The organism is Loktanella atrilutea, assembly GCF_900128995.1.
Classification (GTDB): Bacteria; Pseudomonadota; Alphaproteobacteria; order Rhodobacterales; family Rhodobacteraceae; genus Loktanella; species Loktanella atrilutea.
Genome location: NZ_FQUE01000006.1, coordinates 1 through 23,765, shown reverse-complemented (window position 1 = coordinate 23,765; position 23,765 = coordinate 1). Strand labels below are relative to the sequence as shown.

Annotated in this window: 25 protein-coding genes; 13 read left to right on the top strand and 12 right to left on the bottom strand. The window is 67.2% G+C overall.

The annotated features are described in order from the left end of the window. Window positions 1-23: 23 nt before the first annotated feature. Together BUA54_RS12980 and BUA54_RS12975 are read right to left on the bottom strand one after the other, a co-directional pair. Window positions 24-1,415 carry a TRAP transporter large permease gene (locus BUA54_RS12980; protein ID WP_072857690.1) on the bottom strand — a complete coding sequence of 464 codons (1,392 nt, stop codon included), beginning with the start codon at window positions 1,413-1,415 and terminating at the stop codon, window positions 24-26. Next, complete coding sequence (locus BUA54_RS12975) at window positions 1,415-2,002, bottom strand: TRAP transporter small permease subunit (RefSeq protein WP_072857689.1); 588 nt, start codon at window positions 2,000-2,002, stop codon at window positions 1,415-1,417. Before BUA54_RS12975 ends, BUA54_RS12980 begins: the two co-directional genes overlap by 1 nt. Before the next feature lie 262 nt (window positions 2,003-2,264). Here BUA54_RS12975 and BUA54_RS12970 point away from each other — a divergent pair, with 262 nt between their 5' ends. The 8 genes from BUA54_RS12970 (at window position 2,265) to BUA54_RS12935 (ending at window position 11,238) form a co-directional block, all read left to right on the top strand. After that, window positions 2,265-3,302, top strand: a complete 1,038-nt coding sequence (locus tag BUA54_RS12970; protein WP_072857688.1) for a LacI family DNA-binding transcriptional regulator — start codon at window positions 2,265-2,267, stop codon at window positions 3,300-3,302. Between the two features lie 109 nt (window positions 3,303-3,411). Next, entirely contained in the window at window positions 3,412-4,728 is a 1,317-nt protein-coding gene (locus BUA54_RS12965) for an ABC transporter substrate-binding protein (protein WP_072857687.1), read from the top strand. A gap of 119 nt (window positions 4,729-4,847) precedes the next feature. Continuing rightward, a complete protein-coding gene (locus tag BUA54_RS12960; protein ID WP_072857686.1) occupies window positions 4,848-5,714 on the top strand; it encodes a carbohydrate ABC transporter permease in 867 nt (288 codons plus the stop codon). 12 nt (window positions 5,715-5,726) lie between these two features. Next, window positions 5,727-6,557 (top strand): carbohydrate ABC transporter permease, encoded by an 831-nt coding sequence (locus BUA54_RS12955; RefSeq protein WP_072857685.1) that lies wholly within the window; start codon window positions 5,727-5,729, stop codon window positions 6,555-6,557. Between the two features lie 11 nt (window positions 6,558-6,568). Next, the gene (locus BUA54_RS12950; RefSeq protein WP_072857684.1) at window positions 6,569-7,573 is read left to right on the top strand and encodes an ABC transporter ATP-binding protein; all 1,005 of its coding nucleotides are present in this window, start codon (window positions 6,569-6,571) and stop codon (window positions 7,571-7,573) included. After that, window positions 7,570-8,343: an L-iditol 2-dehydrogenase gene (locus BUA54_RS12945; RefSeq protein ID WP_072857683.1), complete on the top strand. Its 774-nt coding sequence runs from the start codon at window positions 7,570-7,572 to the stop codon at window positions 8,341-8,343. Before BUA54_RS12950 ends, BUA54_RS12945 begins: the two co-directional genes overlap by 4 nt. A 39-nt stretch (window positions 8,344-8,382) precedes the next feature. Then, the gene (locus BUA54_RS12940; RefSeq protein WP_072857682.1) at window positions 8,383-9,843 is read left to right on the top strand and encodes a mannitol dehydrogenase family protein; all 1,461 of its coding nucleotides are present in this window, start codon (window positions 8,383-8,385) and stop codon (window positions 9,841-9,843) included. Window positions 9,844-9,897: 54 nt separating this feature from the next. Next, a complete protein-coding gene (locus BUA54_RS12935) occupies window positions 9,898-11,238 on the top strand; it encodes an ABC1 kinase family protein (RefSeq protein ID WP_072857681.1) in 1,341 nt (446 codons plus the stop codon). On the opposite strand, the gene BUA54_RS12930 is transcribed toward BUA54_RS12935, so the two are convergent. From BUA54_RS12930 to BUA54_RS12910, 5 genes are read right to left on the bottom strand one after another with little or no spacing between them, the layout of a single operon-like run. Continuing rightward, window positions 11,213-12,667 carry an alpha/beta hydrolase gene (locus tag BUA54_RS12930; RefSeq protein WP_072857680.1) on the bottom strand — a complete coding sequence of 485 codons (1,455 nt, stop codon included), beginning with the start codon at window positions 12,665-12,667 and terminating at the stop codon, window positions 11,213-11,215. The genes BUA54_RS12935 and BUA54_RS12930 overlap by 26 nt on opposite strands. A gap of 54 nt (window positions 12,668-12,721) precedes the next feature. Next, window positions 12,722-13,795 carry a DUF1513 domain-containing protein gene (locus tag BUA54_RS12925; RefSeq protein WP_072857679.1) on the bottom strand — a complete coding sequence of 358 codons (1,074 nt, stop codon included), beginning with the start codon at window positions 13,793-13,795 and terminating at the stop codon, window positions 12,722-12,724. 3 nt (window positions 13,796-13,798) lie between these two features. After that, window positions 13,799-14,803, bottom strand: a complete 1,005-nt coding sequence (locus BUA54_RS12920) for an imelysin family protein (RefSeq protein ID WP_072857678.1) — start codon at window positions 14,801-14,803, stop codon at window positions 13,799-13,801. A 3-nt stretch (window positions 14,804-14,806) separates the two neighbouring features. Further along, the gene (locus BUA54_RS12915; RefSeq protein ID WP_072857677.1) at window positions 14,807-16,336 is read right to left on the bottom strand and encodes a di-heme oxidoreductase family protein; all 1,530 of its coding nucleotides are present in this window, start codon (window positions 16,334-16,336) and stop codon (window positions 14,807-14,809) included. Then, window positions 16,336-17,577: an imelysin family protein gene (locus BUA54_RS12910; RefSeq protein WP_245810683.1), complete on the bottom strand. Its 1,242-nt coding sequence runs from the start codon at window positions 17,575-17,577 to the stop codon at window positions 16,336-16,338. The genes BUA54_RS12915 and BUA54_RS12910 overlap by 1 nt, the downstream gene beginning before the upstream one ends. A 195-nt stretch (window positions 17,578-17,772) precedes the next feature. On the opposite strand from BUA54_RS12910, the gene BUA54_RS12905 reads away from it, so the two are divergent. Beyond that, the gene (locus BUA54_RS12905; RefSeq protein ID WP_072857675.1) at window positions 17,773-18,102 is read left to right on the top strand and encodes a GFA family protein; all 330 of its coding nucleotides are present in this window, start codon (window positions 17,773-17,775) and stop codon (window positions 18,100-18,102) included. 18 nt (window positions 18,103-18,120) lie between these two features. Here the strand turns inward: BUA54_RS12905 and BUA54_RS12900 are convergent, their stop codons facing one another. Next, complete coding sequence (locus BUA54_RS12900) at window positions 18,121-18,342, bottom strand: DUF4287 domain-containing protein (RefSeq protein ID WP_072857674.1); 222 nt, start codon at window positions 18,340-18,342, stop codon at window positions 18,121-18,123. Window positions 18,343-18,351: 9 nt separating this feature from the next. Continuing rightward, entirely contained in the window at window positions 18,352-18,999 is a 648-nt protein-coding gene (locus BUA54_RS12895) for a carbonic anhydrase (protein WP_072857673.1), read from the bottom strand. Between the two features lie 147 nt (window positions 19,000-19,146). Here BUA54_RS12895 and BUA54_RS12890 point away from each other — a divergent pair, with 147 nt between their 5' ends. From BUA54_RS12890 to BUA54_RS12880, 3 genes are all read left to right on the top strand, one after another. Then, a complete protein-coding gene (locus tag BUA54_RS12890; protein ID WP_072857672.1) occupies window positions 19,147-19,521 on the top strand; it encodes a hypothetical protein in 375 nt (124 codons plus the stop codon). Between the two features lie 61 nt (window positions 19,522-19,582). Beyond that, window positions 19,583-20,962 (top strand): leucyl aminopeptidase family protein, encoded by a 1,380-nt coding sequence (locus tag BUA54_RS12885; protein ID WP_072857671.1) that lies wholly within the window; start codon window positions 19,583-19,585, stop codon window positions 20,960-20,962. After that, window positions 20,959-21,810: a C40 family peptidase gene (locus BUA54_RS12880; RefSeq protein ID WP_072857670.1), complete on the top strand. Its 852-nt coding sequence runs from the start codon at window positions 20,959-20,961 to the stop codon at window positions 21,808-21,810. Before BUA54_RS12885 ends, BUA54_RS12880 begins: the two co-directional genes overlap by 4 nt. An 83-nt stretch (window positions 21,811-21,893) precedes the next feature. Here the strand turns inward: BUA54_RS12880 and BUA54_RS12875 are convergent, their stop codons facing one another. From BUA54_RS12875 to BUA54_RS21255, 3 genes are all read right to left on the bottom strand, one after another. After that, window positions 21,894-22,235, bottom strand: a complete 342-nt coding sequence (locus BUA54_RS12875; RefSeq protein ID WP_072857669.1) for a DUF2794 domain-containing protein — start codon at window positions 22,233-22,235, stop codon at window positions 21,894-21,896. A 211-nt stretch (window positions 22,236-22,446) separates the two neighbouring features. Further along, the gene (locus tag BUA54_RS12870; RefSeq protein ID WP_072857668.1) at window positions 22,447-22,767 is read right to left on the bottom strand and encodes an I78 family peptidase inhibitor; all 321 of its coding nucleotides are present in this window, start codon (window positions 22,765-22,767) and stop codon (window positions 22,447-22,449) included. Next, window positions 22,758-23,048: an I78 family peptidase inhibitor gene (locus BUA54_RS21255; RefSeq protein WP_072857667.1), complete on the bottom strand. Its 291-nt coding sequence runs from the start codon at window positions 23,046-23,048 to the stop codon at window positions 22,758-22,760. The genes BUA54_RS12870 and BUA54_RS21255 overlap by 10 nt, the downstream gene beginning before the upstream one ends. A 106-nt stretch (window positions 23,049-23,154) precedes the next feature. On the opposite strand from BUA54_RS21255, the gene BUA54_RS12860 reads away from it, so the two are divergent. Next, window positions 23,155-23,765, top strand: a 611-nt coding sequence (locus tag BUA54_RS12860) for an alcohol dehydrogenase catalytic domain-containing protein (protein WP_178352748.1), incomplete at its 3' end; no start/stop codon positions are given.

Sequence of the window (23,765 nt, the reverse complement as noted above, 5' to 3'; positions counted from 1 at the left end):
GGCACCCGCCGGTCCGACACCATTCACCCCGCGATCAGCCGCGGCAGCCAGGTCACGATGCCGGGGAACGCGAACAGGATCGCGATCGCGATGATCTGCAGGATCACGAAAGGGATGATCCCCTTGTAGATGGCAGAGGTCGGCAGGTCGGCGGGCGCCACCCCGCGCAGGTAGAACAGCGCAAAGCCGAAGGGCGGCGTCAGAAAGGACGTCTGCAGGTTCACGCCGACCAGCACACCAAGCCAGACCGGGTCCACGTCCAGCGCCAGCAGCACGGGTGCCGTGATCGGGATCACGATGAAGATGATCTCGAAGGTGTCGAGGATGAACCCCAGCAGGAACATGATCGCCATGACGACCGCGACCGCGGCCAGCGTGCCGCCCGGCAGTGTCGACAGGAACTCGTGCACCAGGTTGTCGCCGCCCATCAGCCGGAACACGACGGAAAACACCGACGCGCCCAGCAGGATCACGAAGACCATCGAGGTGATCGTCGCCGTGCTGATCACCGTCTGCCGCAGGATCGAGAACGACAGCCGCCAGCGCAGGGCGGCAAGGATCATCGCGCCGACCGCCCCGACCGAGGCGGCTTCCGTCGGCGTGGCGATTCCGCCCAGAATCGACCCCAGCACCGCCATGATCAGCAACAGGGGCGGCACCAGTGCCACCATGATGTCGCGGCCCAGCGTCGCGCGCTCCTCCGGGCTGACCGGCGTGGCGGGCAGGGACTGCGGATCGACCACTGCCTTGAAGATCGTATAGCCGAGGTAGAGGCCCACCAGCAGCAGCCCCGGCAGGATTGCGCCCGCGAACAGATCGCCCACGGACACCGGCACCGGGGCAAAGTTGCCCTTGGCCATCTGGACCTGCGAATTGATGCCAGACAGCATGTCCCCCATGAAGATCAGCACGGTCGAAGGCGGAATGATCTGCCCCAGGGTGCCCGAGGCGCAGATCACCCCCGTCGCGATCTTGGGATCATAGCCCGCCCGCAGCATCGCCGGCAGGGAAATCAGGCCCATCGTGACCACCGTCGCCCCCACGACCCCGGTGGAGGCCGCCAGCATCGCGCCGACGAGGATGACCGAAATCCCCAGACCGCCGCGCAGGTTGCCGAACAGCTTGCCCATCGTCAGCAGCAGCTGCTCCGCGATCTGTGATCGCTCCAGCATCACCCCCATGAAGATGAAGAGCGGCACCGCCACCAGCACCTCGTTGGTCATGAACCCGATATAGCGGTTCGGCAGAGACCCGAAATTCGACGGATCGAACACGCCCAGCGCCCAGCCCAGCGTGCCGAAGCCAAGGCTGACCCCGGCCAGCGAGAAGGCGACCGGAAAGCCCAGCAGCAGGAAGCCGATGATGCCGAAGAACATGAGACCGGCGAGCGTCTCGCCCAGTGTGACCGGATCCATCAGTGCAGTCCTTCGATCGCTTGTGCCTCGGCATCGGCGGCCTTGACGGGATAGGCCATCATCGCTGGCACCAGTTCGGGACGCCCCGCCAGCACCAGCACCGACCGGCACAGCATGGCGATGCCCTGCAGCGCCAGCAGCACGGCAAAGCCGATGATGAAGGTCTTGAGGATATAAAGCCCCGGCATCCCGCCCACGTTGGCCGAGGCCTCGTGGTACGACCACGCCCGCTGCACGAAGGGCAGGGAGTAGACCAGCACGATCCAGCAGAATGGCAGCAGGAAGACCAGCACGCCCAGCAGGTCGACGGCGGCGCGTGTCCGCATCCGGGCGGGGCGATAGAAGATGTCGACGCGCACATGATCGTCACGCAGCAGGGCAAAGCCTGCGACTGCCATGAACATCGCGCCATTCAGCCAGATATACAGATCCTGCAACCAGAGGAAGCTCGTGGCGAAGACATAGCGCAGCACCACGACGGTGAAGCAGACCAGCACGATGCCAAGGCTCAGCCATGAAAACGTCTGGCCGATCGCCCAGTTCAGCCGGCTGATCGCGGCCGCCACGAAACTCAGACTACGTAACACTGTCCTGCCGTCCTCCCCAACGCACCGGTCCGGACCGGTGGGCCGGTCTGCGCGGATGCCAGTCCTTCTTTAAGGCTTGCCATGGTGCCGTCAACCGTTGCGGCCCGCGGGACCGCAGCCGGTCGGCGCCTGTGGCAGAGGTTCCCGCCCCGTCCAGTCCCGCGGTCAAAATAATTTACCGATGTAAAGAATTGACGGCTTACAGCGCCGCATTTTTGTCATACCCTTTTCCGGCAGAGCCGATCTGCAAAGGATCAGACCCATGCCGAAGCCGAAAATCCACACCATGGAGGAGCTCTCCGCCGCCATCGGCGTCTCGCGTCCCACGCTGTCGCGCTACTTTCAGGACCCGACCAAGGTCAGCCGTTCCTCGGTCGAGCGGATTCGCACCGGGCTGGACCGGGTGGACTATACGCCGAACTTCTTCGCGACCCGGATGAACCGCAAGACGACCGGCATGATCGGCGTCATCATACCCTATCTCAACGACCTCTTCTTCACCCGCCTGCTCGAATCGATCGAACGCGCGGCGATGGCGGCGGGGTACACTGTCATCAGCCAGTGCTCCCATTCCGACCCGGAGATCGAGGCCCGCGCGGCAGAGACCTTCCTGTCGATGAACGTCGACGGCGCGATCGTGGCCCCCTTGGGCAACCACAGCGACCTGCACGTCTACGAAAGGCTGAACGCCCGCATGCCCTTCGTCCTGTTCGATTCCCGCCCCAAGCTGCTGACAGGCGTCGATTTCGTCGGTACCGATCATAAGCAAAGCACCAGCATGATGGTCGATTACCTGTGCCGGGTCGGCAGCCCGCCGGTATTCCTCGCCATGCCGCGGGTGAACTTCAACGCGGTCGAGCGCGAGAATGCCTATATCGCCCGGATGATCGAACGCGACCTCGAACCCGTCGTCATCGGGACCGAGATGACGGCCCCCGGTGCCTACTTCGAATCGCATGGTCTGGCGGTGATGTCCGACCACTTCGCCCGCGGCGCGCTGCTTGACAGCACCGTGCTCTGCGTCAACGACCGTGTCGCCATCGGCGCGTTGCGCGCGGCGGCGCAGCACGGGCTGGAACCGGGTGCCCTGCGCCGGGGCGGCCTGCGAATCGCCGGCCACGACGACTACCCCCTGTGCCCCTTCACCAGCCCGCCGCTGACCACCGTCGCGCAGGATGTCGATGCCATCGGACAGGCCGCCGTGGACCGGTTGCAGGAAAAGTTGCGCGCGGAAAATCAGACCGGAAATCAGATCGTAAAGCTGATGGACGGGGTGATGAAGATCCGAAGTTCTGCGTGAGCGATGATCGATTGCTGCGCTGCGGCAAGGATTATCGAAATTTTGTGTTGACCGGGGGCGAACGCTCCGCCTAGACTTGACGCGTGTAAAAGGCTTGGGAGGGCTTTCAATGAATATGAAGACGACAATCCTCGGCACGACCGTGGGCTTCGGCCTGCTCGTCGGCCTCGCCTCTGCCGCCATGGCGGAAGAGATCACTATCGCCACCGTGAACAACGGCGACATGGTGCGGATGCAGAAACTTGCACCCCAGTGGGAGCAGGAAACCGGCAACACCATCAACTGGGTCGTGCTGGAAGAAAACGTGCTGCGTCAGAACGTGACCACCGACATCTCTACCGGTGGCGGCCAGTACGACATCATGACCATCGGTACCTACGAAGCGCCGATCTGGGGCAAGAACGGCTGGCTGACCTCTCTCGAGGACGGCATGTCCGACGACTGGAACAAGGACGACCTGCTGCCCGCCATCGCCGGCGGCCTGACCGTCGACGGCACGCTCTATGCCGCGCCGTTCTACGGTGAATCCTCGATGGTCATGTACCGCAAGGACCTGATGGAAAAGGCCGGGCTGGAAATGCCCGAGGCCCCCACCTGGGACTTCATCCGCGAAGCGGCGCAGAAGATGACCGACCGCGATGCCGACATCAACGGCATCTGTGCCCGCGGCAAGGCCGGCTGGGGCGAGAACATGGCCTTCCTGACCGCCATGTCCAACTCCTTCGGCGCCCGCTGGTTCGACATGGACTGGAAGCCCCAGTTCGACAGCGAAGAGTGGAAGAACACCATCGACTTCTACCTCGGCATGATGGAGGAATCCGGCCCCGCCGGCGCCGCCAACAACGGCTTCAACGAAAACCTGACACTGTTCCAGCAGGGCAAGTGCGGCATGTGGATCGACGCGACCGTCGCCGCATCCTTCGTGACGAACCCGACCGACAGCACCGTCGCCGATCAGGTCGGTTTCGCGCTGGCCCCCGACAACGGTCTGGGCAAGCGCGGCAACTGGCTCTGGGCATGGTCGCTGGCGATCCCGTCGTCCTCCAAGAAGGTCGACGTGTCCAAGGACTTCATCAGCTGGGCCACCGGTCAGTCCTACACGGAACTGGTCGCCGGTGAAGAAGGCTGGGCCAACGTGCCCCCGGGCACGCGCAAGTCCCTTTACGAGAACCAGGAATACCTGGATGCGGCCCCCTTCGCCAAGATGACGCTCGACAGCATCAACTCTGCCGATCCGCAGAACCCGAGCGTGCAGGAAGTGCCCTACACCGGCGTGCAGTTCGTCGCGATCCCGGAATTCGCGGGCATCGGCACCCAGGTGGGTCAGCAGTTCTCTGACGCGCTGGCCGGCAACCAGACCGCCGAGCAGGCGCTGGAAAACGCCCAGTCGATCACGTCCGAGGAAATGGAAGCCGCAGGCTACTAAGCCCGGCGCACCACGGACCGGGGGCAGGGCATCCTGCCCCCGGTCAGACCATCCGGGTCCTTTCGCAGGTCACAGGCGATCTTCGCAAGCATCCGATCACCTGACGGGAGGAGCCGGTCATGGCGACAGAACATTCCAAGGCATCCGCACGCATCATGATCGCACCGGCCGTCTTCGTGCTGCTGGTGTGGATGCTGGTGCCGCTGTGCATGACGCTCTACTTCTCCTTCGCGGACTACCGTCCGCTGCGGGCGACCTTCGACGCATGGATCGGCTTCGACAACTACGTCTCCTTTCTGACCTCCGACAGCTTCATCAGTTCGGTGATCGTCACGCTGCAGATGGTCGCGGGCATCCTCGTCATCACCATCGGCGGCGGCATCGCGCTGGCGCTTCTGCTCGACCAGCCGATGTTCGGGCAGGGGATCGTCCGCATTCTCGTGATCGCGCCCTTCTTCGTCATGCCCACCGTGTCGGCACTCGTCTGGAAGAACATGTTCTTCAACGCCGACAACGGGCTATTCAGCTATTTGTGGAAGTTCTTCGGCGCCCAGCCCTACGACTTCCTCAGTCAGGCGCCGCTCTTCTCGATCATCGTCATCGTGGCGTGGCAGTGGCTGCCGTTTTCGACCCTGATCCTGCTGACCGCGGTGCAGTCGCTGTCCAGCGAACAACTCGAAGCCGCCGAAATGGACGGCGCGCCGGGCTACAGCCGGTTCTGGTACATCATCCTGCCGCACCTTTCCCGCGCGATCACCGTGGTCATCCTGATCCAGACGATCTTTCTTCTGTCGATCTTCGCGGAAATCTTCGTCACCACCAACGGCGCCTTCGGTACCCGCACGCTGACCTACCTCGTCTACCAGCGCGTGCTGGAAAGCCAGAACATCGGCCTGGGCAGCGCGGGCGGCATCGTCGCCGTCATCCTCGCCAACATCGTTGCGATCTTCCTGATGCGCATCGTCGGCAAGAACCTCGACACCTGAAGGGACGCAGACATGGCACGCGCAATCTCCCCCCGCAAAAAGATGATGTGGACGGTCCTCGCCTGGTTCTTCGGGCTGCTGATCTTCTTTCCGATCCTCTGGACCTTCCTGACCAGCTTCAAGGCCGAAGCGGTGGCGATCGCCGACCCGCCGGTCTGGTTCTTCTTCGACTGGACGACAGAGAATTACACCGCCGTGCTGGGCCGCTCGAACTACCCGCTGGCCCTGATGAACTCCATCGTCATCGCCGTGGGATCGACCCTGCTGGGCATCATCATCGCCGTCCCCGCCGCCTGGGCCATGGCCTTCGTGCCGGGCAGGCGGACCAAGGACGTGCTGATGTGGATGCTCTCGACCAAGATGCTGCCCGCCGTCGGCGTGCTCTATCCGCTGGTCCTGATCGCCAAGTATTTCAACGTCATGGACAGCCGCATCCTGCTGGTGGTCATCCTGATGCTGATCAACCTGCCGATCATCGTCTGGATGCTCTACACCTACTTCCGCGAAATCCCGGGCGAAATCCTCGAAGCCGCGCGGATGGACGGCGCGAGCCTGCGCAACGAGATCATCTACGTCCTGACCCCGATGGCCGTGCCCGGCATCGCCTCGACCATCCTGCTCAACATCATCCTCGCGTGGAACGAGGCGTTCTGGACCATCATCCTGACCACCGTAAGCGCGGCCCCGCTGACGAAATTCATCTCCAGCTTCTCGGCGCCGGAGGGGCTGTTCTACGCCAAGCTCAGCGCCGCCTCGATCATGGCCATTGCGCCGATCCTCGTCATGGGCTGGTTCAGCCAGAAACAACTCGTCCGGGGCCTGACCTTCGGCGCGGTCAAATAGGAGAGACCACCATGGGACGCATCACACTCGACAAGGTCCAGAAGAAGTTCGGCGACGTCGAAGTCATCCCGCCGCTGGACCTGACGGTCGAGGATGGCGAATTCGTCGTCTTCGTCGGCCCCTCGGGCTGCGGCAAGTCGACCCTCCTGCGCCTGATCGCGGGGCTGGAGGATGTCTCGGGCGGAGAGATCCGGATCGACGGCAACCCCGCCACCGACCTGCCCCCCGCCAAGCGCGGTCTCGCCATGGTGTTCCAAAGCTACGCGCTCTACCCGCACATGAGTGTCCGCAAGAACATCGCCTTCCCGATGAAGATGGCGGGCATGCCGCAGGACGAACAGGACCGCCGCATCGCAAAGGCCGCGACCGCGCTGAACCTGACCGACTACCTCGACCGCCGTCCGGGCCAGCTTTCGGGCGGCCAGCGCCAGCGCGTCGCCATCGGCCGCGCCATCGTGCGCGAACCCGCCGCGTTCCTCTTTGACGAACCCCTGTCGAACCTCGACGCCGCCCTGCGCGTCGGCATGCGGATGGAAATCTCCGAACTGCACAAGACCCTCGCCACAACGATGATCTACGTCACCCACGATCAGGTCGAAGCGATGACCATGGCCGACAAGATCGTTGTCCTGCGCGCCGGTCACATCGAACAGGTGGGCTCGCCGCTGGATCTGTACAAAGCCCCCCGCAACACCTTCGTCGCGGGCTTCATCGGCAGCCCCAAGATGAACTTGCTGACCGGTGCTACCGCGCAAAAGCATGACGCGGCCACCATCGGCATCCGTCCCGAACACCTCGACGTCGTGCCAGAGGGCGGCACCTTTACCGGGCGCGTGGGCGTGGCGGAACACCTCGGCTCCGACACCTTCTTTCACGTGCACATCCCCGAGATGGACGAACCCATGACCGTCCGCGCGGGCGGAGAGGTCGGTCTGAAGCACGGCGACACCATCCACCTGAAGCCGCAGATGCAGCACCTGCATCGCTTCGACGCGCAGGGCCTTCGCATCGCATGACACGCCTGACCGACAAATCGGCCCTCATCACCGGCTCCGCCCGCGGCATCGGTCGCGGCTTCGCCGAACGCTATATCAGTGAGGGCGCCACCGTCGCCATCGCCGACATCAACATGGATGCGGCACAGGCCACGGCACGCGACCTTGGCGACCGCGCCTACGCCGTGCAGCTCGACGTCACCGACCAGTCCAGCATCGACGCGGCGATCAGCACCGTCGTGGACAAGGTTGGCAAGCTCGACATCCTGATCAACAATGCGGCCCTCTTCGATGCGGCTGAAACCGTCGACATCACCCGCGCCTCCTACGACAAGCTCTATGCCGTCAACGTCGCGGGCACGCTCTTCACCATGCAGGCCGCCGCCCGCCAGATGATCGCACAGGGCCACGGCGGCAAGATCATCAACATGGCCAGCCAAGCCGGCCGTCGCGGCGAGCCCCTCGTGCTGGTCTATTGTTCCACCAAGGCCGCCGTCATCTCGATGACCCAGTCCGCGGGCCTGAACCTCATCAAGCACGGCATCAACGTCAACGCCATCGCCCCCGGCGTCGTGGACGGAGAGCATTGGGACCACGTCGACAGCATGTTCGCCAAACTGGAAGGCAAACAGCTGGGCCAGAAGAAGGCAGAGGTCGCCGCCGGCGTCCCCGCCGGCCGCTTTGCCGTCCCCGCCGACCTGACCGGCATGGCCGTCTTCCTTGCGTCGGACGAGGCGAACTACATCGTCTCGCAATGCTACAACGTCGACGGCGGCCAGTGGATGAGCTGACCGCCCGTCACCCTTCAAGACCCCTTTGAAAGCCCCATCATGGCCACCCCCCTGTCCCTCGCCACCCTGTCCGACCTGCCAGACGACGTGCGCGTCCCGTCCTACGATCGCGCCGACCTGTCGCCCGGCATCGTCCACATCGGCCTCGGCAACTTCCACCGCGCCCATCAGGCGTGGTATCTGCATCGCCTGATGGACGCAGGACAGGCGCGCGACTGGGCTATCCTTGGCGCCGGCGTCCGCCCCGCCGACGCGGCCGCGCGCGACAAGATGCTGGCCCAGGACTGCCTCACGACCCTGATCGAGCTCGACCCCGCCGGCAAATCGGCAGAGGTCACGGGGTCCATGATCGACTACATCGCCGTGGCCGACGACAACGCCCCCCTGATCGCCGCCATGTCCGCGCCTGAAATCCGTATCGTCGCCCTGACCGTGACCGAGGGCGGCTATTACCAGAAGGACGGCACCTTCGACGCGGCCCACCCCGACATGGCCCACGACGCCGCCCATCCTGACGCGCCGCGCTCCGCCTTCGGCGCCATCGTCGCCGCCCTGCGCGCCCGCCGCGCGGCGGGCAGCGGTCCCTTCACCTGCCAGTCCTGCGACAACCTGCAGGGCAACGGCGACATCCTGCGCCAGACGATCACGGGCCTCGCGCGCCTCTCCGATCCCGACCTCGCCGGTTGGATCGACGCAAACTGCACCTTCCCGAACTCCATGGTCGACTGCATCGTGCCCGCCACCGGCCCCTCTGAACTGGCGCTCGCCCGCGACTTCGGCGTGGCCGACGCCGTCCCCGTCACGCACGAGAACTTCCGCCAGTGGGTGATCGAGGACAAGTTCTGCGCCGGCAGGCCCGCGTGGGAAGACGTTGGCGCCACCATCACCGACGACGTCCACAGCTTCGAATCCATGAAGATCCGCATCCTGAACGGCGGCCATCAGGTCATCGCCAACGCGGGCGAGATCCTGAGCGTCGAGACCATCGCCGGCTGCATGGAACATCCCCTGATCCACGCCCTCTTCCGCAAGGTCGAGACCGAGGAGATCGTCCCCCACGTCCACGCCGTCCCCGGCATGACGCCCGAAGCCTACGTCGACCTGATCGAGACCCGCTTCGCCAACCCCCAGATCCGCGACACCACCCGCCGCGTCGCCTTCGACGGCTCCTCGCGCCACACCGGCTTCGTCCTGCCCGTGATCCGCGACGCCCTCGCCAGCGACACCCCGGTCGAGGGGCTGGCCCTGGTCGAGGCGCTCTGGACCCGCATGTGCGAAGGCACCCGAGAGGACGGCACTACGATCGAACCGAACGACCCGATCTGGTCCGACCTTCAGGCCGCCGCGAAAGCCGCGAAGGACCGCCCCGCCGCATGGCTCGACCAGCCCCTCTACGGCGACCTCGGCCGGAACGACCGCTTCGCCACGGCCTTCGACCGCTGGCTGCGCATGATCTGGGCCGACGGGGCAGGGGCCGCGATCAGGGCATATACCGCCTGACCTGCGACAATCGCGCCGCCTTGGCGGCGACACCATCCCCGCTAGCTCTCGGGGATGGATGACACCCCCTCCCGCGGCCGCCCGGTTCCCGTGCCCTCTGGCCGCCTCTCGCGGCTGACACGGCTTGGCACGATGACCGCCGGCGTCGCCGGCAACATGGCGCTGAACGGCCTCGGCCAGCTGGGCCGCGGCCAGCGCCCCGCCATGCGCGACCTGCTGCTGACCCCCGGCAACATCACCCGCATCGCCGACCAGCTCGCCAACATGCGCGGCGCCGCGATGAAGGTCGGACAGCTCGTCTCGATGGACACCACCGACATGCTCCCGCCGGAACTGGCGCAGATCATGGCCCGCCTGCGCGACGACGCCCACTTCATGCCGCCCGCGCAGCTGCGGCAGGTGCTGGACGCCCAGTGGCCCAAGGGCTGGCTGCAAAGGTTCAAGACCTTCGACGTGCGCCCCATCGCCGCTGCCTCCATCGGGCAGGTCCACCGCGCCGTCCTGCGCGACGGCCGCACCCTCGCGATCAAGGTGCAATACCCCGGCGTCGCCCGCAGCATCGACAGCGACGTGACCAACGTCGGCGCCCTGATCCGCATGACCGGCCTCCTGCCAAAGGGCATCGACCTCGCGCCCTACCTCGCCGAGGCGCGCCAGCAGCTCCACGACGAAACCGACTATTTGCGAGAGGCGGCCCAGCTGCAGCGCTTCGGCACGCTCCTCGCGGACCGGCCGCAGTTCCACGTTCCCGGCCTGCACGCGGACCTCACCACCCCGCAGGTGCTGGCCATGGACTTCGTCCCCGGCACGCCCATCGAATCCGCCGCCGACGCCCCGCAGGCCACCCGCGACCGCATCGCCCACAACCTGATCGCCCTGACGCTGGCGGAGCTCTTCACCTTCAACGCGATGCAGACCGACCCCAACTTCGCCAACTACCGCTGGCAGGCCGACACCGGCCGCATCGTCCTGCTCGACTTCGGCGCCGCCCGCGACATCGCGCCCGAAACGGCCGCCCGCTACAGCGCCCTGATCCGCGTTGGTCTGGCGGGCGACGCCGCGGCCCTCGAACACTGCGCCGAAGACATCGGCTTCATCGGCCCCTCCACCCGGCCCGCGCACCGCGCGCAGATCATCGCCATGATGCAGGAGGTCTTCGCCGCCCTCGACGTGCCCCGGTTCGACTTCGCCGACCAGACCCTCTCGCGCCGCCTCCAGCGTCAGGGCATCGCGCTGGCCGAGGACGGCTTCATCCCCCCGCCGTTGCCCATCGACGTGCTGCTGCTGCAACGGAAATTCGGCGGCACATTCCTCCTCGCCGCGCGCCTTGGCGCAAGGGTCGACGTCATGACGCTCCTGCGCCCCTACCTCACGCCCGGAACAGCGGAAAGCTGACGCCCAGCGCCCAGGCCAGCACCAGTCCCAGCGCCAGCCCCGCCGCCAGCGGCCCCGCCCGCCGCCCGGCCATGCGCCCCATCGTGCCGAAGACCGCATAGAACAGCAGCACCACGGGCGCGATCATCACCAGAAAGAACAGCTCGAACGGGTTCAGCGCCACCGCGATCCCCAGCGACAGGATGAACCCGCCGCGCAGAACGAACCTGCGCCGCAGCGATGCCCCGTGCGTCAGCAGCGCATCCGCCAGCATGAACGGCACCGCCCCCAGCGCCATCGCAGCGATGATCCAGACCCGCTGCGCCACCGGCCAGAAGTTTGCGGCATACCTGTCCAGCGCCACGCCGAACACCACGCTCCACCCCAGCAGCAGCACGAAGGCAAGGGGAGAGAACGCGCCCCACCGCCCGCCCCAGCGCCGGATCAGCCAAAGCTGCAGCAGCCCGAAGACTGCCAGATGCAGCGCCAGATACCCGGCCACCAGCACCGGCAGGCCCTGCGGGTCCACCAGCACCGACACCACCGGCGCCACGACCACCGGCACCAGCGTCACCACCGCCAGCCGCCGCTGTGACAGGGCCAATGTTGGGGGCATCGCTGCCACCGGCGTCACCGGCAAGACCCGCGCCACCGCCCCGAACAGCGCCACGATCCCGCCCAGCAAACCCAGAATCGCCCAGCCCGTATGCCTGATCGCCACGTCAGAGGTCCGCCCATAGGCCCGGTCGATCCAGGCCACCGCCTCGGCCCGCCCGCGCCGGCTGTGCAGGATCGAGACATGCTCCACCCACGGCGCGATCACCGCCCGCCGGGTCACGTCGCCCGCCGTCACCGTCTCGCCCGCCACGGCGCCCGGATCGACCATCTGCGCGGCCTCCACCGCGAAGCCCTTCAACCCTGGCTCTCCCGCCCCCGTCACCAGCAGCAAGTCCTTGGGATGCGTCGCGTCGATCGCCTGCGAAAAGGCCGACAGCAGCACCACCGGCCCGATATCGTCACGCCCGCGCGCCACCCGCACCAGCACATCCGTCGCCATGGAATGCCCCAGCAGCGCGACCGGCCCGCCATTCGCCACCGCATCGATCACCGCCGCCGTCTGGTCCACCAGCCGCTGCGTCGTCCCGTCGAGGGCCGTCACATCCCCCGACATCGGCACCGGATTGCGCCCGTGGCCCTGAAAGTCGAAGGCAAACACCCGGTATCCGGCCTGCGCCAGCGGCAGGCTGTAGCCCTGCAACATCTGCCGCGACCCGGCAAAGCCATGCGCCACCACGACCACCGGCCCGTCGGCACCCTGCCGGGCATAGCGCGTCACCGGCGTCTGTCCGACGGCAAAGCTCTCGATCGTCAGCCCGCGCCGCGCGTCCTGCAGCACGACCAGCGACACCACGACCGCGATCAGCGCCAGCAGCGTGACGGCATGTCTCATGAAGGATCCTCCCCGCCCCATGACCGCACCCGGCGCGGTCAAAGGCAAGGGGCGTCAGACCTTGACGACGTGATTGTCCCAGGCCCGCCGGAACCGCGTGTGCCAGGCCGGCGTTTCGCCCTGCATCCCCAGTACCGTGCCGAACCCGTCGGTCAGCAACAGGGTGTCGCCCACCCCCGCCAGCCCACAGACATCCGCCCGCGCGATCTCGTACAGGAACGCGCCCTCCGCATCGAAGACCTGCGCCCGCCCGCCCTTGGGCGAGGAGATGGCGACGCGGGTGCCGCCGTCGAAGAACGCCACCGACCCCGCATAACCCTGCATTGCCGCATGGGCCTCCGGCCCGGCCTGCACCAGCCGCGCCGCGTCATCGCCCAGGTCGTGCAGACCCAGAAGGGCAGGGGCCGACGTCACGTCCCCCTCCCACTGCATCGCAAAGGCCACGCGCCCCGCATCATTCACCGCCAGATGCCGGATCGAGGCATGGTGCAGCTCCGTCGCCAGCGCCACGCGCTGCACCACATCGCCGTCCGTCGTCAGATAGGTCAGGTTCGGCGCCATGGTGTCGAGGTTCAGCTTCTCGCGGTCCCCCGGACCCGTCTGGATGCCGCCGTTCGCCACGACCAGCGTCTCGGTCCCCGGCAGACGAATCACCTCGTGCGGCCCGATCCCGCCGGATGCGAACTCGCCCACCCGGGCATAGCCGTCGTCCCGCGACCAGACCCCGATCCGGCCCTCGCCGCTCTCGGCCACCACCTCGGAGGTATAGAGCAGCGTGCCATCCTCCGAAAACACCCCATGCCCGTTGAACTCGCGCCCATCCTCCGCCGCCAGCCGCCGCGTCACCGCGCCAGAGGCCGCATTGATCACCAGCGCATAGGTGCCCGGCCGGCGGGCAAAGGCCACGACCTCCGGCGCGCTGGGATGCGCCGCCCCCGCATGGCCGCGCGCGGGCAGCGGCACGCGGAACGTCTCGATGCCCGCTGCCGACAGTCCAAAGACGGCGAAGCCGCCGTCGGGCTCCTGCGCCGCGGCAAGGAACGCGGGACTGCCCGCATCGGCCCAACTCAGCCGGGGCAGGGCGCCGGCAGCCAGCAGACTGCCGAGGAAGGCGCGGCGCGTGGTCATGGGTCAGTCTCCGTCCAGTGAATTCAGGCCCATGCTGACATCCAGCGTCTTGCCCAGTTCCGCATGGACATCCGCCCGCAGGGCGATCAGCGCGGTCTGCAAGGTCTCCAGCTTGAATCGCTCGGCCGGGTCGTCGACGCCGGAAAAGTCAGGATCGTCCAGCGTCTGCGCCAGCCCGATCACCCGCTCGAAATCCGCGTGGGTGCGCGGGGCGTCGGCCGCGTCGGGCACCAGCGCGCGGGCCAGTTCCGCATGCGCCACGAGAGACAGTTCCAGATTGCGCTGCGACCGGCCCGACAGCCGCCCCTCGGCCCGTTTGGGCCGGGGCCGGTCGAAGGTGCCCAGCGGCAGGCCCAGACGTTCGTCGATGTCGAACTGCATGCTGGTCAGAAGGGCGGTAAAGACCACCTGCCGCGCCTCGCTGGCATCAAGGAAGCGCGCGTTCCGCTTGTTGCCCGCCGTCCGCATCACGGTGACGAAGTCGTCCTGCCACGCGGTCTGCACCGCCGCGGCCGACCCGGCCAGATCGGCGGTCATCGCCTGCACCAGCACGCAGCCCGGATCGCCTGCGCCGTAATCGTTGAACTGCGGGTCGAACAGCATCGCCTCCACCGCGTAAAGCCCGCGGGCAGAGATCGGCTGCCCCGGAAACGTCTCTGGCTTGTCCAGCACCGGGTCCTGCCCGGTCAGGATGCGCGACAGGGCGCGGGGGCGGTGGCCATCCACGTCGGGCCAATAGGCGATCGCCTGCCGCCGGCTGCCCTGCTCCAGCGGGCCAAAGCGCAGGTCCTGCACCCCCAGCCATGCATCCATCGCCGCGTTCCAGGCGGCCAGCAGGCCGGCGTTTCCGGGCGTGCAATCCACCTCCGCCGCCTGTGCCAGCGCCGCGGTCGTCTCGGCGAAGGCCGTGACATGCGGCACGGCGAAATCGCTGACCACCCGGTCGACGGCATCGTCGGCGAGGGCGGGCAGGGGCAGGGTCAGCAGGGCGAGAGTGAACAGGCGCATGGGCTACAGACTTTCCAGGTAATGGATCAGGGCGTCGCGGTCGTCTTTCGGCAGGGCGGCCACGGTATCGCGTGACGCCTGCGCCTCGCCACCGTGCCACAGGACCGCTTCCATCAGGGTGCGGGCGCGGCCATCGTGCAGGAAACTGGCGTGGCCCGTCACCTGTTCCGTCAGCCCGATCCCCCACAGCGGCGCCGTGCGCCACTCGGTCCCGCTGGCGCGCTCTTCGGGCCGGTTGTCGGCCAGACCCGGCCCCATGTCATGCAGCAGCAGGTCGGTATAGGGCCAGATCAGCTGAAAGCTCTGCGCCGAATTCTCCGCATCCCGCCCGGTCACGAACTTCGGCGTATGGCACGACGTGCAGCCTGCCTCGTAGAACACCTGTTTGCCGTGCAGCACCTGCGGGTCACCCGCATCCCGCCGCTCCGGCACACCCAGATTGCGGGCGTAGAAGGACACGAGGTCGAGGCTCTCGTCGCTCACCTCCACTCCGGTGCCCGCATCCACGCCCGAGGGCGCATCGATGCAGGCCGTCTGCGCCTCGGTGCAGTCGCCGCTTGCGTTCACGTGCAGCGAGGTGGACAGCCCCATGTCGCCGGAAAACGCCGCCGCCGACTGCTCGCGGACCGACGGCATGCCCGCCTTGTGCCCGAACCGCCCCAGCACGGGCGCGCCCTGCACCGCGGACATCACCATGTTGGCGCGCCCGGAAATCCCGTCGCCGTCCGCATCCTCGGGATCGGCCTTCGCCATGATCTCCGCCGCCGGGATCGCCTCCAGCAAGCCCATGCCGATCATCTGCGGCGCCACGCGCGGCGATGTCATCAGGTCGGCCGGCAGCCCGCCATAGGCCGGGTCGGCGATGGTGTAGTCGGGGACGCGCAGGTGCACGACCTCGCCGCCCGCCAGCGTGACCGGCGTTTCGGTATAGTCGATCTCCAGCCGCGCCTCTGCCGGGACGCCGGGCAGGGAGAAGGTCTGCAATTGCCCGCCGTAGACCGGGTCCGGCACCGTGGCCATCCAGTCGGCCACCTGCGCCATCTCGGCGTCGAAATCGACCGGCGTAGGCGCCGGGATCGACAGCCGCAGGAACAGGGACACCGGCGCCTCGCCTTCGCTGACCGGCGGCCGCCCGCGGCCGTCCTTCACGTGGCAGGCCTGACAGGCGGCGGCGTTCAGCAGCGGCCCCAGCCCGTCCGACGCGGCGGTCGAGGCCGGCGCCGACACCCAGTTGCGCGTGAACAGCCCGTTCCCGAGGTTGAAGGTCATCCGCCCCTCGAGCCCGATATTGGCCGAGGGGTCGGAAAAGGCATCCGCCGTGGTCCGCGCCCGCACGCTTGCGCCGCCGCCCGGCTTGTCCTCGAACCGTTCCGGCGCGGAAAAGTCGGTGGTGGGCGCCGTGACCGCCGCGATCCGCGCCGCCTCGTCCGACGTGCGCGGCAGCAGCGGCGTGTCCGCATCCAGCAAAGGGGCGGCCCCCGCAGGGACCGCCGCCATCAGGACCAGACCCGCAAGGCCGCCGCGCAATCGCATCACTTGAAGACCTCGCCAGATGCCTCCAGCGTGTCGTCGCCCTCGACCACCACGCCGTTCACGTTCAACGCCCGCGACACCCGCTCGATCGACCGGGACTGATCCACCAGCGCGTCGATCAGGGGGGTGATCAGCGCCTCGCCCTCCGGATTGCCGACCTGCAGCAGCATGTCATAGTGCATGCCCTCCGCCTGCGCATCGCGCAGCGCATTCGCCGCGGCGACCGTGTCGGCCAGCTGCGCGGTCAGCGTCTCGGCCAGTTCTGGATCGGCCTCGGCCACCACGTCGCGCAGGGCAGGCCCGGTCGTCACGTCACCGTCGGGGCCGGTGTAGCTGCCCAGCCAGACGTTCTGCATCCCCAGCACGTCGTGGTAGTGGCTGCTCGGCGTGTTGTCGGAAAAGCAGTCGTGCTCTTCCTCCGGGTCGTGCAGGATCAGGCCCAGCTTCACCCGCTGGCCCGCCATCTCGCCATAGGACAGGTTGCCGATGCCGGTCAGCATGGCAGCGATCCCGGCCTGCGGGTCCGTCGTCACCGCCGCCCGCGCCGCGCCGTCATCGGCCCACTGGTCGACCATGAACGACAGGTCGTCGACCAGCAGGTCCGCCGCCACCGTCAGATAGGCGGCCCGCCGGTCGCAGTTGCCGCCCGTGCAGGCGTCGCCCTGCGCATAATCGGTCCAGGGCCGCTGTCCCGCCTCCGGCGCGTCGCTGATCAGATCCTGCCCCCACAGCAGGAACTCGATCGCGTGATAGCCGGTGGCGACATTCGCCTCGCTGCCGTCGGCCTCTTGCAGCACGTCCGACAGCAGGGCGGGGGTGATCTCGGTCGCATCGACCTCCTGCCCGGACAGGGTGAAGGTCGGCGTCGCGATCACGTTCAGCTGCGCGAATTCGTTCTCTCCGGCGCCGAAATAACCGTCGGCGACGGAATCGATCAGACCCTCGTCCAGCGGCCAGGCGTTCACCCGTCCCTCCCAGTCGTCGACGATGGGATTGCCGAAGCGGAAAACCTCTGTCTGCATGTAGGGATCGCGGGCCGCGCGCCACGCGGCGCGGGCGGCGGTCAGCGTCGATTCGGACGGTGCCTCTGTCAGCGCCGCGATGGCATCGCGCAACGCTTCGGCGGTCGTCAGACTATCGCGATACCCCGCCTCTGCGATATCGGCATAGGTTTCCACCACCTGCGCCTGCGACGTCTCGGCCTGCACCTGCGTGGCAAGGCCGGCCACTGTCATCATCATGATACATGTGCGCGTCATCTCAGGGGTGTCCTTTCGATCCCGATGTCCTGCGGCAATGTTTATTAAATCGCTCAGGAAAGTAAACCCGACAAAAATAGTTTTTTACGCGTCATAGGTCGCGCCCGCAGCATCATCGATGCGGACAGCGCCGCTCTGCCGCGCTATGTTCGGCTTGATCCAGCGGAGGGTTCACCAATGCAAATCCAGTGCCACTGCGGACAGGTCACGCTGACGCTGCCCAGTCTGCCGCGTGACCTCAACCAGTGCAGTTGCAGTATCTGCCGCCGCTACGGCGCGCTCTGGGCGTATTTCCCGCCCGCACAGGTGCGGATATCGGGCGCGACGCAGGCCTACATCTGGGGTGAACGGACGATCGCGCTGCACCGCTGCGACATTTGCGGCGTGCTGACCCACTGGGCCAGCCGCGACACCGACCGCGCAAAGATGGGCGTGAACATGCAGAACGCAGATCCCGCCCTGCTTGCCGCGATCCCCCGCCACGACAGCCACGCGCGCGGCGACTGACGCCGGGGCGTCGGGTCCTCAGCCCTTGCCGTCCTTCGTGTCTTCCCGCAGCGTGTCGGCCACCAGCGCGTTCGCGTGGCCGTGCCCCATGCCGTGCGTGTCCTTCAGCCAGCCGACCAACCCCATGTGCGTCAGCCCGGTCTGCTCCCGGATCAGCGCCTTCCATGCGGCGATGGGACGTCCGTATTTCGCCTCGATCGCCGGAAAGTAGGATGCGGGCCCCTTGACCTTATCTGCCATGACCGCGTCTCAGACCGCCGCGAACCGGCGGGTCGCCGGGTCGTAGCATTCCAGCGTGCCCTCGCCGATATGGTTCCACAGCCCGTGCAACGACAGCATCCCGTCGTCCACCGCCTGCTTGACGAAGGGGAAGGTCATCAGGTTCTCCAGACTGACCAGAACCGCCTCCTTCTCCAGCGCGCGCAGGCGGGTCTTGTCGTCGCCCTCCGCCAGCCGGTCGTAGCCGGGCCGCAGGATATCCATCCAGCGCCCGACAAAGCTCGTCTTCTCGTCAAGCTGCGGGGCCTTGCCCTCGCACATGTCGAAACAACCCAGCACGCCGCCGCAACTGGAATGGCCCATCACGACCACATGCGCGACCTTCAGCGCCGTGACCGCATATTCCACCGCGGCAGAGGTGCCGTGCTGCTGCCCGTCCGGCGTGAATGGCGGCACGAGGTTAGCGATGTTGCGATGGATGAAGAACTCGCCCTGATCCGCGCCGAAGATCGAGGTCACATGCACCCGGCTGTCGCAGCAGGAGATGACCATGGCCCGCGGATGCTGCCCGTCCTCGGCCAGCCGCATGTACCAGCTCCGGTTCTCGGTATAAGTCGTGGCCTTCCAGCCGTGGTAGCGCTTGACCAGATATTCCGGCAGCGGTTTGGCGAACTGCATGGCGATCACTCCTTCGGCATTTACGACAGGATTAAGGCGTATTTGACAGGAGTTCGAGGGATTTCATTGACGTGCGTCAACCAAATGGTGACCACGCAAGTCCTAGAAGTGGTCCATCGACAGCATCCTGACCAAAGGCCCGATCCGATGAGCATCGTTACCATTCTTGAGTGCACTCGCAACCCCGCGATGGACCCCGGTCCGCTTAGCGAGATCTACAAGGATCTGGGCGACACGGCGGCGGAGGAGACGATCTGCCGCGCGCTGGAGGATCTGGCGATCCGACTGACCCGCCTGCATGACGTGCGCGCCATCGCCGGCTTCGATGAACTGGCCCGCCAGTCCGGCCGCATGGCCGCCGTGGCGCAGGGCATCGGCCTGACAGAGGTCGCGGCCGCTGCCCGCCACGTCGGTATCTGCGCCCGCCAGCGCGACGGGATCGCGCTGGAAGCCACGCTCTCGCGCCTCGAACGCGGCTTCGACCATGCCATCGGACAGGTCTGGGACTTCCGCGACTTCTGATCCGGCCTTGCCGTCACCGGCCAGACCGTTACCCTGAGGGGGAGCCAGAATGGAACCCCCGATGACCGACCGCACGCCTGCCACCTTCGCCGCTCCCGACTCTGCGGCCATCCCCCTTCACATCATCGACGCCGACGCGACCGACACGATCCCGCAGTCCGCCCGCGCATGGGCGCAGGCCAGCGGCTTCACCGGCGCCGCCGGTGCGATCCTGCTGGTGCCAGGCGCCGACGGCGCCATCGCCATGGCGCTGGTGGGGCAGGGCAGTGCCGCCACCCGCCGCCGCACCCGCTTCGTCACCGCCACCGCCGCCCGCAAGCTGCCCGCCGGCACCTACGCGATCGCCTCCGGCCTCGACGGTCAGGCGCTGGAGGATGCAGCCCTCGGCTGGCTCCTCGAATCCTACAGCTTCGACCGCTACACCAAGCCCAAGCCCGACGCGGCGCAACTGGTGGCCCCCGACGGCATCGACGCCCCCCGGATCGAGGCCATCGCGGCGGGCGAGGCGCTGACCCGCGACCTCATCAACACGCCCACCAGCGACATGAGCCCCGCGGATCTCGAGGATGCGGCCCGCAGCCTCGCCCGCCGCCATGACGCGCGGATCAACGTCATCACCGGCGACGACCTGCTGTCGTCAAACTTCCCGATGATCCACGCCGTCGGCCGCGCCAGCGCCACGCCGCCGCGGCTGATCGACATGTCATGGGGCGACACCGGTCCGCACCTCACCCTCGTCGGCAAGGGCGTCTGCTTCGACACCGGCGGCCTCAACATCAAGCCCGGCAGCTCCATGGGACTGATGAAAAAGGACATGGGCGGCGCCGCCACCGTCCTCGGCCTCGCCCGGATGATCATGGCGCTTGACCTGCCCCTGCGCCTGCGGGTCCTGATCCCGGCGGTGGAAAACTCCATCTCGGGCAATGCCTTCCGCCCGCAGGACATCCTGACCAGCCGCAAGGGCCTCACGGTCGAGATCAACAACACTGACGCCGAAGGCCGCCTCGTGCTCGCCGACGCCCTGGCGCTGGCCTGCGAGGCAGAGACCGACCTCGTGATCTCCATGGCGACCCTGACCGGGGCCGCACGCGTCGCGGTGGGCCCCGACCTCGCGCCCTTCTTCACCGATGACGACGCCAGCGCCGCGGCGCTGACTGCCGGGGCCGCGCAGGTCGCCGATCCGGTCTGGCGGCTGCCCTTCCACGACCCCTACGAAGACATGATCGAACCCGGCATCGCCGACCTCGACAACGCGCCCTCGGGCGGGTTCGCGGGGTCGATCACGGCGGCCCTCTTCCTGCGCCGTTTCACCGACAAACCCTATATCCACTTCGACATCTACGGCTGGAACCCGCAGCCCAAGCCCGCACGCCCCAAGGGTGGCGTCGGCATGGGCGCCCGCGCGATCCTCGCGGCCCTGCCTGACCTGTTGAAGCTATGACGCAAGCCGCGACCCCCGACCGGCGCCTCTGGCCCGCCAATGCCCGCGTCGCCCACCGCACCCTCGCGGGGCAGGTGTACGGCCTGACGCTGGTCGACGGCACCCCCGCCACGCTGACGCACCCGGTGACCGACCTGATGACCGCCCCCGACGGCCGCCGCGACCGTCAGCTCCTGCTCGGCGCCGACGTCAGCGTGCTCGAGGATCGCGCGGGCTGGTCCTTCGTCCACTGTCACGACGGCTACGTGGGCTACGTTCCCTCCGACCGGCTGACGGCAGAGGTGGTGCCGACCCACCGCGTCGGCACCTTCGCCACCCATGCCTATGCCGCCGACGATCTGAAATCCCCGGACGTGCTGCAACTGCCCTTCGGTGCGCGGGTCCGTGTGCTGGACGAACGGCGCCACTTCTACGAAACCCCGCAGGGCTTCATCCCCAAGAAGCATCTCAGGCCGCTCGACCGCCCCTTCAGCAGCCCCGCCACCATCGCGCAGCTTCATTTCGGCGTGCCCTACCTCTGGGGGGGCAATTCGACCCGCGGCCTCGACTGTTCCGGCCTCATTGCCGCCAGCCTGCATGCCTGTGACATGCCCTGTCCCGGCGACGCCGACCTGCAAGAAGGCGCCCTGGGCGAGGCGCTGCCAGAGGACGCGGATCTGCAGCGCGGCGACCTGATCTTCTGGCGTGGCCACGTCGGCATGATGGTGGACGCGGCCACGATGATCCACGCCAACGGCAACGCCATGGCCGTCACCTACGAACCCCTCGCCAACGCGATCCTGCGCATCCGGACGGCCGAGCACAGCGAGGTCACCTCCCGCCGCCGCGTAGAGGGTTTGTCAATCTGAGTTAAGATACTGTTAAAGATTACATAATATGTATCGCATGCGAAACATTTGCTTTTTGCAATGTAATTTTGCGGGCGCCGGTTTCAGTCCACCGGTCGGATCAGTTTCCGCTCCAGCACCCGCAGCACGGCGGCCAGATCGTTGCCCCGCTTCAGGATCTGCCCGTCCATGCTGACCACCGCATACTGCCCCTGTTTCAGCCGCAGCTTGGGCCGCTTCTCGATCCGGTACAGTGGGTTCTCGGCCGTGCGGCGAAAGACGCTGAACACCGCCATGTCGCGCAGGGCGGAAATCCCGTAGTCGCGCCATTCTCCCGCCGCAACCATCCGGCCATACAACGTCAGGATCGGCCCCAGTTCGGTGCGGTGGAACGACACGCGGTCATCTGGCGTCGCGACGAAGGGCGGTGGGGTCTGAATGGTCATGCGCCAGATTTGCGCACTGACCGCCCCAAATCAAGACGCCGCCCCGATTTCGCCGCGAAACCATGCGCCACTGGCCGCAAAACGCCCATCCTGACGCCATCCCGTCCCGCTATCCGGGGCACAGTGCAGGTCCACCCGTCGTCGTGTGACAAAGCCCCACCCAGTGCGCGACGCGGGGGACCTGCATGTCTGCAGGCCGCGCGTCTTCCGCTCAGCCGCAGGTGATCTGCGTGATCCGGTTGTCGGGGCCGATGATGAAGTTGATCCGGTCGGGCTGAAAGTCCTGCGCCGCGATGCTGCCGGGCCGCAGCACCTGCACCGGCCCGAGGATCATAACCTTCTCCAGCACCGTGGCATCCTTGCCCAGCAGGCTGATCTGCCGCCCCGCGCCGCAGGAATTCTCCACCCCCGGACCAGAGGGCACCGCCGATGTATCGACGGTCTGTGGCCCGCGCCCCGGACTGGCCGTGGTCAAGGGGCCGCCGCCACAGGCGGCAGCCATCAGCAGGGGCGCCAGCGCGATCAGCCGCATCGCAGGCCCGTGATCCGGCCGGCCGCGTCGATCTCGATGTTCAGGCGTGTGGGCTTGTATTCCAGCGTGGTCATCTCGCCGGGGTTGATCAGGCGCGCTTCCTGCTCTGGCGGATAGCGCAGGTCGCCCATCGGGCCGCCGATCTTGTCGGCATAGGCGGATGCACCGCAGGCATCGCCGCCGGCGGGCACGGTGCCCGCAGGGGACGCGCCGGGGGCGGTCGCGACAGGTTGGCAGGCCGCCAGCAGCGGAACGATCAGGGTCAGGACATGTATTCTCATGGGCCGCACAATGCCGCGACCCTGTCCGGCTGGCAAGGTCCGGGGTTGCGGTCCGGCCGGATTTCCCCGACCCTTCGCCGCAAATCGATCAGCGAAAGGCAATCCCATGCGAACCCGTGCAGCCGTGGCCCTGAAGGCCGGACAACCCCTCGAGATCATGGAGGTGAACCTCGACGGCCCGAAGGCGGGCGAGGTGCTGGTGGAGATCAAGGCGACCGGCCTGTGCCACACGGACGCCTTCACCCTGTCCGGCGACGATCCCGAGGGCGCGTTTCCGGCGATTCTGGGTCATGAAGGCGCGGGTGTCGTGCTGGAGGTGGGCGAGGGCGTGACCTCGCTGAAGCCCGGCGACCACGTGATCCCGCTCTACACGCCCGAGTGCCGGGAGTGCGAGTACTGCCTCAATCCCAAGACCAACCTCTGCCAGAAGATCCGCACGACGCAAGGCGCCGGCGTGATGCCCGACGGGACCTCGCGGTTCAGCATGCTCGATGGCACGCCGATCCTGCACTACATGGGCTGCTCGACCTTCGCCAACCACACGGTTTTGCCAGAGATCGCGCTGGCCAAGATCCGCGACGACGCGCCCTTCGACAAGGTCTGCTACATCGGCTGCGGCGTCACCACCGGCATCGGGGCCGTGATCAACACCGCCAAGGTGGAATACGGCAGCCGCGCCATCGTCTTCGGTCTGGGCGGCATCGGCCTCAATGTGAT